Source organism: Citrobacter sp. wls718, assembly GCF_005280945.1.
GTDB lineage: Bacteria > Pseudomonadota > Gammaproteobacteria > Enterobacterales > Enterobacteriaceae > Citrobacter > Citrobacter gillenii.
Map to the genome: position 1 here is coordinate 168,870 of NZ_SZWV01000102.1, position 11,021 is coordinate 179,890.

Consider the following 11,021-nt stretch of genomic DNA (forward strand, 5'->3'; position numbering starts at 1 on the left):
TTAAAACGTAATCCGCATTGCGGTTAATTAATAATGGAAAAAGTATGAAGAACTGGAAAACGCTGCTTCTCGGTTTCGCCATGGTCGCGAATACCAGTTTCGCTGCCCCACAGGTAGTCGATAAAGTCGCAGCCGTCGTCAATAACGGCGTCGTTCTGGAAAGCGACGTTGATGGCTTAATGCAGTCAGTAAAACTTAATGCGGGTCAGGCGGGTCAGCAATTACCCGACGACGCAACGCTGCGCCATCAGATCCTCGAACGTTTGATCATGGATCAAATCGTTCTGCAGATGGGTCAGAAGATGGGGGTGAAAATCACTGATGAGCAGTTGGATCAGGCCATCGCCAACATCGCTAAGCAGAACAATATGACACTGGACCAGATGCGCAGTCGTCTGGCCCACGATGGTCTGAGCTATTCGACCTATCGTAACCAGATCCGTAAAGAGATGACCATCTCTGAAGTGCGTAACAATGAAGTTCGCCGTCGCGTCACCATTCTGCCGCAGGAAGTGGATGCTCTGGCTCAGCAGGTTGGCAATCAAAATGATGCCAGCACTGAGCTGAACCTGAGCCACATTCTGATTCCGTTACCGGAAAACCCATCCTCCGACCAGGTTAATGAAGCAGAAAGCCAGGCGCGTGCTGTCGTCGAAGAAGCACGTAACGGTAGCGATTTCGGTAAACTGGCGATCACCTATTCCGCAGACCAGCAGGCGCTGAAAGGCGGCCAGATGGGATGGGGACGTATTCAGGAACTGCCAGGCATCTTTGCACAGGCACTAAGCACTGCGAAAAAAGGCGATATCATCGGCCCGATTCGTTCAGGTGTCGGCTTCCACATTCTGAAAGTCAACGATATGCGTGGCCAGAGCCAGAGCATCTCCGTAACGGAAGTTCATGCCCGCCATATCCTGCTGAAACCGTCTCCGATCATGACCGATCAGCAGGCGCGTCTGAAACTGGAGCAAATCGCGGCTGATATTAAGAGCGGTAAAACGACCTTTGCCGCCGCGGCTAAAGAGTTCTCTCAGGATCCTGGCTCTGCAAACCAGGGCGGCGATCTGGGTTGGGCGGCAGCGGATATTTTCGATCCGGCCTTCCGCGATGCGCTGACCCGACTGAACAAAGGTCAGATTAGCGCTCCGGTGCACTCCTCTTTTGGCTGGCACCTGATCGAACTGCTGGACACGCGTAACGTTGATAAAACTGACGCCGCGCAGAAAGACAGAGCCTACCGCATGCTGATGAACCGTAAGTTCTCAGAAGAAGCGGCGACCTGGATGCAAGAACAGCGTGCCAGCGCGTACGTTAAAATTCTGAGCAACTAATGGTCCGTACTCAACGCGTTGTCATCACTCCCGGCGAACCCGCCGGGATTGGTCCGGACCTGGTGGTCCAGCTTGCGCAGCGTGAGTGGCCGGTTGAACTCGTCGTCTGCGCCGATGCCGCATTACTTTCGAACCGAGCAGCTATGCTCGGTTTACCGCTTTCGCTCCTCCCCTACTCTCCTGATATCCCAGCCAAACCACAAGCAGCGGGCACATTGACGCTGTTACCGATTGCGCTGCGGGCCCCTGTCATTGCGGGGCAACTGGCGGTAGAGAATGGACCGTATGTGGTTGATACGCTGGCTCGCGCATGCGACGGTTGCTTACACGGTGAATTCGCCGCGCTGATTACTGGCCCGGTTCACAAGGGCGTGATCAACGATGCCGGCGTGCCGTTTACCGGACACACTGAGTACTTTGAAGAACGCTCGCAGGCGAAAAAAGTCGTGATGATGCTGGCGACCGAGGAGCTGCGCGTTGCCCTGGCAACCACGCACCTGCCGCTCAGAGACGTTGCCGATGCCATTACGCCCACACTACTGCGGGAAGTGATCGGCATTCTGCACCATGATTTACGCACCAAGTTTGGCCTGAACGATCCGCAGATTTTGGTCTGCGGCCTGAACCCACATGCGGGGGAAGGCGGTCATATGGGGACGGAAGAGATCGATACGCTCATTCCAGTACTGGATGAAATGCGTGGTCAGGGAATGAAATTACGCGGTCCACTGCCCGCAGATACTCTGTTTCAACCTAAATATCTCGATAGCGCGGATGCCGTGCTGGCAATGTACCACGATCAGGGTCTCCCCGTGCTAAAATACCAGGGATTTGGTCGCGGTGTGAATATCACACTGGGCCTGCCCTTTATTCGCACATCCGTTGATCACGGCACCGCACTCGAACTTGCGGGTCGTGGGCAAGCAGATGTCGGCAGTTTTATTACGGCGCTTAACCTCGCCATCAAAATGATTGTTAATACTAATGAATAATCGAGTCCATCAGGGCCATTTAGCCCGTAAACGTTTCGGGCAAAACTTCCTCAACGATCAGTTTGTGATCGAAAGTATTGTCTCTGCGATCAACCCGCAAAAGGGTCAGGCCATGGTCGAAATCGGCCCGGGCCTTGCGGCATTAACCGAGCCGGTAGGTGAACGTCTGGACAAGCTCACGGTCATTGAACTGGACCGCGATCTGGCCGCACGCCTGCAAACGCACCCGTTTTTAGGGCCGAAGCTGACTATCTATCAGCAAGATGCCATGACCATGGACTTTGGCGAGTTGTCGCAAACCCTGGGTCAGCCGCTGCGCGTATTTGGTAACCTGCCATACAACATCTCCACGCCGCTGATGTTCCATCTTTTTACCTATACTGATGCCATTGCCGACATGCATTTCATGTTGCAAAAAGAAGTGGTCAACCGTCTGGTTGCAGGGCCAAACAGTAAAGCGTATGGTCGACTAACCGTTATGGCACAATATTACTGCCAGGTGATCCCGGTACTTGAAGTACCGCCATCCGCGTTCACGCCTGCGCCTAAAGTTGATTCCGCCGTTGTACGCCTGGTCCCTCACGCGACGATGCCGTACCCGGTCAAAGACGTTCGCGTCCTGAGCCGCATTACGACCGAAGCGTTTAACCAGCGCCGTAAAACGGTACGTAACAGCCTCGGTAATCTGTTCAGCGTTGAAGTGCTGACGGAACTGGGTGTTGATCCGGCGCTGCGAGCGGAAAATATCTCTGTCGCCCAATACTGCCGGATGGCTAACTATCTGTCAGAAAAAGCGTCATCGAAGGAGAGTTAAGCATGATCAATTCGCCCCGAGTGTGTATTCAGGTACAAAGCGTCTATATTGAGGCGCAATCCTCACCTGATGATGAACGTTACGTTTTTGCCTATACCGTAACCATCCGCAATTTGGGGCGAGCGCCGGTGCAACTGTTGGGACGTTACTGGTTGATTACCAATGGTCATGGCCGTGAAACCGAAGTTCAGGGTGAAGGTGTGGTTGGCGTTCAGCCCCACATTGATCCCGGTGAAGAGTACCAATATACCAGCGGCGCGGTGATTGAAACCCCGCTGGGCACCATGCAGGGTCATTACGAAATGATCGATGAGAAAGGCGTTGCCTTTACCATCGACATTCCCGTATTCAGGCTCGCCGTTCCAACGCTCATCCACTAAAACAATAGCTATGGCAACATACCTCATTGGCGACGTTCACGGTTGTTACGACGAACTGATCGCATTGCTGCATCAAGTCAATTTTGCCCCTGGGAAAGATACCTTATGGCTCACAGGCGACCTGGTCGCGCGTGGCCCCGGCTCGCTTGACGTACTGCGTTATGTCAAATCGCTTGGCGACAGCGTAAGGTTAGTCTTAGGTAATCACGATTTGCACCTGCTGGCCGTATTTGCAGGCATCAGCCGGAATAAACCCAAAGACCGGCTCACGCCGCTACTCGATGCCCCGGATGCGGATTCTCTGCTGAACTGGCTACGTCGCCAACCGCTGTTACAGGTTGATGAAGAGAAGAAGCTGGTGATGGCGCATGCCGGGATTACACCACAGTGGGATCTCCAAACCGCGAAAGACTGCGCCCGCGATGTCGAAGCCGTGCTATCGAGCGACTCGTACCCGTTCTTTCTTGATGCCATGTATGGCGACATGCCAAATAACTGGACGCCAGAACTGACCGGATTGGCACGCCTACGTTTTATTACTAACGCCTTTACCCGCATGCGTTACTGTTTCCCGAATGGCCAGCTGGATATGTACAGCAAAGAGTCGCCGGAAGACGCGCCCGCTCCACTGAAACCGTGGTTTGCCATCCCAGGCCCGGTCAGTGACGCCTATAGCATTGCCTTTGGGCACTGGGCCTCGCTGGAGGGTAAAGGGACGCCGGAAGGGGTTTACGCGCTGGATACAGGCTGCTGTTGGGGCGGGGATCTCACCTGTCTGCGCTGGGAAGACAAACAGTACTTTACTCAGCCTTCAAATCGCCATCTGAAGCTGGATCCCGGTGAGGCGGTAAACGCCTGAAATGTTTATGCCTGATGGCGCTACGCTTATCAGGCCTACTCCAGTGCCGGATGTAGGCCTGATAAGGCGTTTCGCCGCCATCCGGCAATTACATGATTAACGACGTTCCAGAACTTCGAAGCAATAGCTGTGTGAGTTTTGCGCGTCGGCATCGTGGAATTCGCTAAAGACCGATTCCCAGTCATCCGGCTCGTAGTCCGGAAAATGCGTATCCCCTTCGACTTCTGCATCGATATGCGTCAGATACAGCTTCTGTGCTTTAGGCAGGAACTGCTCATACACGCGCCCACCGCCAATCACCATAATCTCGGGTTCATCGCCACAGGCAGCAATCGCCTCATCAATAGACTTCACCCACTGCACGCGATCGTCGGTGCCCGGCTTGCTGCTGATGACGATATTTTTACGCCCTGGCAACGGTCGGCCGATGGATTCCCAGGTATGGCGCCCCATAATAACCGGCTTATTTAAGGTGTTACGTTTAAACCAGGCGAGATCGGCAGGGAGGTTCCACGGCATGGCGTTTTCCATACCGATGACGCGATCTACCGCTAACGCCGCAATCAGACTGATCATTGAATAATTCCCGGATACAAAAAAATTGTCGCCACTATACGGAAAGCGCATTCTTTCGTCGACTAGCCAAAGGAAGATGTGCAGGAAAATTTTCTGTTCTGCTGGCGAGTCCGTGACTTCTTAGTGGGCTGCCAGCATTACAGTAGTTCAAAAACAGTCAATTAGCAGTAAAGTTTGCAGAACATCACATTTTTTACCCTATGTTGACGGTTTCACTTCCGGCTCATCTGCGACGTCTCCCGTATGTTTACCTTCATCCGTGCCTTGCCAGCCATGGCGTTGAATCAGAGACAAATGCTGACGATCCTCGGTAATAATTTCACTCAACATGGCGCTGGTGCGTTTATATACCGCCGCGCGTGAAATCGCGTCGTTTTCACCTTTCACCATTTCCTCAACCATCAGCGTATTGAAACGACGGAATAAATCGGCCCGCTCACGTGCTTCATAGCGCCCAAGCCCCAGCCCCTCCAGCGCCAGGCGCCCGGTTTTCAACGCGCCTTCAAAGGTTTCACGCTCAGGCATCTCAACCCCCGCCTGACGCAAGCGAATGTAATGATCAACATCGCGCGCCCGGGCAATAATTTGCAAGTGCGGGAAATGTGCTTTCACCATTTCGGTCAGTTGCAGACTGGTTTGCGGATCGTCAATGGCATTAATGATCACCTCCGCTTTCGCGGCCCCCGCAGACTCCAGTAGATCCATCCGTGTTGCATCGCCATAAAAAACCTTCATCCCAAATTTGCGCAGCGTTTCGATATGGTCCGGGTCATGATCAAGTACCACCATCTTCACCCCGCTCGACAGCAGCAAGCGACCGGTTATCTGGCCGAATCGACCAAACCCGGCGATAATCACCCGGGGTTGCTCCTCATCGATTTCATCCGCCTCACGCGCTTCACCGGTGGACGATTTTTCCAGCCGCGTCAGGACAACCAGCAAAATGGGCGTGGCCGCCATCGATAGCGCCACTGCAAGCGTCAGCGCTTTTGCCCATTCAGGATCAAGCACATTGGCCATTTGCGCCGCACCAAACACCACGAAGGCAAACTCACTCCCTTGTCCTAATAATACGGCAAACCAGCGACGTTGCTTGTTCGGCACCTGCAACGGCTTAGCAATCACCCACAGCATGATGGTTTTGATTGCCAGGAAACCCGCCAGCAGAATAATAATACGTAGCGGATTATCAATTAGCGTGCCGAAGTCGATAGACATCCCGACGCCGATGAAAAACAGCCCCAGCAACAACCCTTTAAACGGTTCGATATCACTTTCCAGCGCATGACGATACTCCGAGCTTGCCAGCAAAACGCCCGCCAGGAATGCGCCCATCGCCATCGAAAGGCCCACCTCTTCCAGCAATAAACCGAATCCAAAAACCAGGAACAGGGCGACGGCGCTGAACACCTCCCGCAGTCCGGAGCGCGCGACAAAACGCAGGGCCGGTCGTGTGACATAACGACCCAGTACCACCACCAACGCCAGTGCACCGGCCACTTTCAGCGCCGACAGCGCAAACGCTCCGAGCGTGGTTGACGCCCCGCTCGCCGCCAGCAGCGGGATCATGGCAACCAGCGGAATGGCGGCAATATCCTGGAACAACAGTACGGCAAACGCACTGCGGCCCATTTGCGACACCATCAGGTTGCGTTCATTCATCGCCTGCATGGCGATAGCCGTCGAGGAGAGAGCCAGCGTCATGCCAATCAGTACAGCCACCTGCCAGCGCAGGCCGAGGAACATACAGAACAAACCAATTAATCCGCCGCAGACCACCATTTGCAGCGCACCGCCGCCAAACACCGAGGCCCGCAGCTTCCACAAACGTTGTGGGTCGAGTTCCAGACCGATGACAAACAGCATCAGCACCACACCGATTTCCGCAAAGTGCAGGATAGATTCGGCGTCCGTCACCAGCCTTAAGCCCCACGGGCCGATGATGCACCCTGCAATGAGATACCCCAGCACCGAGCCTAACCCCAGCCGGACCGCAATCGGCACAATCAACGCCGCTGAGCCAAGATATATCAGCGCCTGTATCAGCGTGTGGCTATCCATGATGTGCCTCCTGCCACTCCATTAAGCGCTGCTTGTAATGCCGCGCCTGAGCCTGTAGCGTTTCGTCGTCACAGATGAACGTACAGTGCATCGCAAACGGCGGTAACCACTTCAGGCCGCAATATAACGCCGTGGCCTGCAACGGTTGAGAAAGCACGTCAAAACCTGGGTGTGAGCCGATATCAAAATGATTTTCACCGCCGCCGGTGGTGACCGCCCACAACAAATGTTTACCGCGCAGCGCAGTGCCTCCATGACCATACGCCCAGCCGTGGGCGAGGACTTTGTCCATCCACAGTTTGAGGAGAGGCGGTGTGCTGTACCACTGCATGGGATGCTGCCAGACGATGAGGCTCGCGCGTGAAAGCGCGTCCTGCTCCGCGGCGATGTCGATATTGAAGTCGGGATAAAGCTGGTAGAGCGAACGAACCTCTACGCCCTCCAGCGTCCTTGCCTGCTCAAGCATCCGCTTATTCGCATGCGAGTGCTGCGGATAGGGATGTGCATAAATGATGAGAATCATGATTAGCCTGCTATCACTGCATTATTGTAATACCAGTGAGTTTAGTCAGTTAATCAGCAGGCTAAAAGTCAATATTATTGAGTAGCTGAATGGAGAAAACTGAATTAGTTGTCGAGTTCGCTCATATCTTTCACTTGATCGCGGTTAATTTGTTCCGTTTTACCGGTTTCCGCATTTTCATACGAGACCAGGCCTGTATCATCATCCACCTGCGGCTTGCCGTTGGTGACAATGGTTTTACCGTCGGTTGTTTTAACCGCCTGGTTGGAGGAACAACCGACGACGGTGAACAGCGCTGCTGCGGTAAAAATGGAGGTGATCAGAATATGTTTTTGCATGGTGTTCTCCCTGCTTTTCAGTCATTTTCAGTGATATACCGTTTAAGTTTAGGCTAACTGACTGAGTAACAGGGAAAATACAGAACACTCCTAATGGCTGGCTCTCGACGCTGGCTTACTGCGGATCGTCATTTGGCTGGTCTGAGCCAACGTCAGCCCCCGCGTTTCTGGCGCAAAGGCAATGGAAACCAGCAGGCCAATCAGCGAAATCCCGGCCCCCATCAGCATCACATGGCTGATCCCGTATTTAGTGATGAATACTGGCAGCGCCCAGGTAGACACAATGGTTCCTACCCGGCTTAGCGACATGATCACCCCGACGGCGGACGCGCGAATATCGGTGGGGAACAGCTCATTGGGGTACAACCACTGAAGGTTCCCCGGTCCTCCCGAGAAAAACGCATACACGGCAAACGCCAGCACCACCAGCCAGACACCCATATCAGGAATCAGCCCTAACACGGCCAGCGCCAGCGTCATCATAATAAAGCTGCCGATTAACAGCGGCCTACGACCAGCACTGTTGAGCCAGAACATCGGTGGAATACAGCCCAGCATAAAGCACAGGCTAATCACCACGTTGCCCAGTGCGGCGCTTTTCCCAACGCCGAGGCCGAGCAATCCGACAATCTGCGGACCAAAGGTATAAATAGCGAACATCGGGATCACCTGGCAGGTCCAGATGGCGGCGACGAATAAGACAAACGGGAAATGGCGGCGATTAAACAACTGAAGAAAGCGTGTTTCCTGCGGTGCTTCTTCGTCGAACACCACCGGCTCGCCGAACAGCTTGATCATCATCGCGTCACACTCTTTTACCCGCCCTTTACGCAGTAGCCATCGCGGTGACTCGGGAAGATCGAAACGGCCAATGAGGATCAAAATACAGGGGATCACCGCACTCCCCAACATCCAGCGCCATCCCCCCTCGACATCATACAGCCAGTAGCCGACCAGATCGGCGCAGGTCGCACCGACATACCACATGGCAGCGATAAAACCGATGGAAAAGGCGCGCTGTCGGGTATTGGAGAACTCGGTGATCATGGAAGTGGCTATCGGATAATCTGCGCCGATGACCACCCCGATCAACACCCGCATCACCAGCAGCTCTACGGGAGAAGAAACAAACATCGTCGCCGCCGATATCACGCCAATGGCGATGATATCGATGATGAACATTTTGCGCCGCCCGACTTTATCGGAGATGTAGCCAAACAGCGACGTGCCGACAAACAGCCCGGCCAGCGTCCCGGCACCTAACAGACCAATCCACTCCGCATCCAGCTTCAATGCCGGTGTGAGCTGCTCCAGTGCAACGCCAATCATCACCAGCACATAGCCATCCAGAAACGGTCCACCGCTTCCCCACAGCATTATTCGCCGGTGAATGGAGGTGAATTTGATGTCATCAAAGTTCCTGGGCTGCTGCATGGTGATGTCCTGTTTTATTTAACTTAATGCCTGATGGCGCTGCGCTTATCAGGCCTACGTACTGTGCCTGTAGGCCGGATAAGGCGAAGCCGCCATCCGGCACCAGGTTTAGCCGTAGCGGAACTCCACACCAAAGGTGCCGCGTGGGTATTCCCATTTCTCCAGCGCCGTATCGAGTCCGAGAATTCGACAAGTGCCGCATTCCAGGCAACCGGCGTAATCAAAGCGCACGCTGCCGTCATCCTGTTTTTTGTACAAGCCGGCCGGGCAGGCTTTGATCAGCACCTCCAGCACCTGTTTATCGGGCTGAGTTTTCAGAATGATGTGCGGGCTTTCTTCATCGACATTGAATTTATTGACGCCCAGTTTGACGTCTACATTGACGGGAGAAGTCATAATACGGTCACTCCTTTAAGGCCATCCTTCATCAGGTTGATGAAGCCCACTTTCTTCGCATGACGCAGCAATGTTTTACGCATCGGGACCGGCGCTGAACCATCCACGGTAAACAGGTCGCGGGCGATATTCACTACCATTTCTGGATAGGCGGTAAACATGCGGGGATTATCGAGGAACGCAGGCAGCTTCTGATACATGCGCATATCGCGCATCGGGCCGTCGTCCAAATGTTGGTGATATTCGGCAAGCGCTTGCTTGCTAAAGTCGTCACGCTTCATGGCTGAAAGTACCGTTTTAGCGGCCGCTTCGCCTGCCGAGATAGCCAAATCCATACCGCGAATGGTGAAGCCAAGGTTCATACACATTCCGGCAGCATCACCAGCAATCAGTACACCGTCGCCCACCAGTGCCGGCTGCATATTCATCCCGGCTTCCGGCACTACGTGAGCGGCATATTCCACCAGCTTGCCACCAGCAATCAGTGGGGCAACGGCCGGGTGCTGTTTGAAATCTTCCAGCATTTGCGGGACCGATTTTTTCGCGTCCTTCAGGTGATGAAGGCCGCATACCAGCCCTAAAGAAACAGTGGTTTCATTAGTATAGAGGAAGCCACCGCCCATCAGGCCGTCAGTTGGCGACCCTGCAAACAGACAGGCTGCACCTTCGTTACCCTGCAGATGAAAGCGGTCTTCAATCACCGATTTCGGCAATTCAATAAGCTCCTTCACACCAACGGCCACATGTGCCGCGTCAACGCGCTTGGCCATACCCAACTTTTCTGCCAGAAGAGAATTCACGCCGTCAGCGAGGATCACCACTTTTGCTTCAAGAATATCGCCATCGGCCTCCACACCCACGACCTTGCCATCACGCTGGACGACATTATCCACGCGGATACCGGTAATCAGCTGGGCGCCCGCCTCTTCAGCCTGCTCCATCAGCCAGGCGTCAAATTTACTGCGCAATACGGAATAAGAAACCTGCGACGCCGCCGCCTCTTCTCCGTTGCAATAATCCATCGTCATCGCCCCTTTTTCAGTCATAAAGGCGAGTTTTTCGTGGGTGATCATGCGTTCAATGGGAGCATGCTCAGCAAAGCCAGGGATGATACGCTCCAGGCTGTGCGCATACATGCGCCCACCGGTGACATTCTTCGCGCCAGCAGAATTGCCGCGCTCGATAACCAGCACCTGTGCACCTTCACGAGCGAGCACCAGCGCCGCAACCGAGCCAGCCAGCCCTGCACCCACGATGATGGCATCAAAGATATCTTCGGACATATACAACTCCTCTCAGCGGCAGAGTACTTTCGTA

Annotated in this window: 12 protein-coding genes; 5 read left to right on the forward strand and 7 right to left on the reverse strand. The window is 54.1% G+C overall.

Translation table 11 applies throughout. The features are described 5' to 3' along the window. The first annotated feature begins 44 nt into the window (after positions 1-44). The 5 genes from surA to apaH are packed head-to-tail and all read left to right on the forward strand — an operon-like array spanning position 45 to position 4,376. The gene (gene surA / locus FDW95_RS19455; RefSeq protein ID WP_115259482.1) at positions 45-1,331 is read left to right on the forward strand and encodes a peptidylprolyl isomerase SurA; all 1,287 of its coding nucleotides are present in this window, start codon (positions 45-47) and stop codon (positions 1,329-1,331) included. Continuing rightward, on the forward strand, positions 1,331-2,323 hold the full coding sequence (gene pdxA, locus FDW95_RS19460) for a 4-hydroxythreonine-4-phosphate dehydrogenase PdxA (protein WP_115259483.1): 993 nt from the start codon (positions 1,331-1,333) through the stop codon (positions 2,321-2,323). Before surA ends, pdxA begins: the two co-directional genes overlap by 1 nt. Then, positions 2,316-3,137 carry a 16S rRNA (adenine(1518)-N(6)/adenine(1519)-N(6))-dimethyltransferase RsmA gene (gene rsmA, locus FDW95_RS19465; RefSeq protein ID WP_096758337.1) on the forward strand — a complete coding sequence of 274 codons (822 nt, stop codon included), beginning with the start codon at positions 2,316-2,318 and terminating at the stop codon, positions 3,135-3,137. Before pdxA ends, rsmA begins: the two co-directional genes overlap by 8 nt. A 2-nt stretch (positions 3,138-3,139) precedes the next feature. Beyond that, a complete protein-coding gene (apaG, locus tag FDW95_RS19470; protein ID WP_096758338.1) occupies positions 3,140-3,517 on the forward strand; it encodes a Co2+/Mg2+ efflux protein ApaG in 378 nt (125 codons plus the stop codon). A 10-nt stretch (positions 3,518-3,527) separates the two neighbouring features. Next, positions 3,528-4,376, forward strand: coding sequence for a bis(5'-nucleosyl)-tetraphosphatase (symmetrical) ApaH (gene apaH / locus FDW95_RS19475; RefSeq protein ID WP_115259484.1), 849 nt, complete (start codon positions 3,528-3,530; stop codon positions 4,374-4,376). A gap of 96 nt (positions 4,377-4,472) precedes the next feature. Here the strand turns inward: apaH and folA are convergent, their stop codons facing one another. From folA to FDW95_RS19510, 7 genes are all read right to left on the reverse strand, one after another. Further along, entirely contained in the window at positions 4,473-4,952 is a 480-nt protein-coding gene (gene folA / locus FDW95_RS19480) for a type 3 dihydrofolate reductase (protein ID WP_096758340.1), read from the reverse strand. 198 nt (positions 4,953-5,150) lie between these two features. Continuing rightward, entirely contained in the window at positions 5,151-7,013 is a 1,863-nt protein-coding gene (gene kefC, locus FDW95_RS19485; RefSeq protein ID WP_115259485.1) for a glutathione-regulated potassium-efflux system protein KefC, read from the reverse strand. Next, entirely contained in the window at positions 7,006-7,536 is a 531-nt protein-coding gene (kefF, locus tag FDW95_RS19490) for a glutathione-regulated potassium-efflux system oxidoreductase KefF (protein ID WP_115259486.1), read from the reverse strand. Before kefF ends, kefC begins: the two co-directional genes overlap by 8 nt. Positions 7,537-7,640: 104 nt before the next feature. Then, entirely contained in the window at positions 7,641-7,874 is a 234-nt protein-coding gene (locus tag FDW95_RS19495) for a YgdI/YgdR family lipoprotein (protein WP_096758343.1), read from the reverse strand. Between the two features lie 90 nt (positions 7,875-7,964). Further along, positions 7,965-9,308 (reverse strand): MFS transporter, encoded by a 1,344-nt coding sequence (locus tag FDW95_RS19500; protein WP_115259487.1) that lies wholly within the window; start codon positions 9,306-9,308, stop codon positions 7,965-7,967. A gap of 108 nt (positions 9,309-9,416) precedes the next feature. Beyond that, entirely contained in the window at positions 9,417-9,704 is a 288-nt protein-coding gene (gene fixX, locus FDW95_RS19505; protein WP_096758345.1) for a ferredoxin-like protein FixX, read from the reverse strand. After that, positions 9,701-10,987 (reverse strand): FAD-dependent oxidoreductase, encoded by a 1,287-nt coding sequence (locus FDW95_RS19510; RefSeq protein ID WP_115259488.1) that lies wholly within the window; start codon positions 10,985-10,987, stop codon positions 9,701-9,703. The genes fixX and FDW95_RS19510 overlap by 4 nt, the downstream gene beginning before the upstream one ends. Positions 10,988-11,021 lie beyond the last annotated feature (34 nt).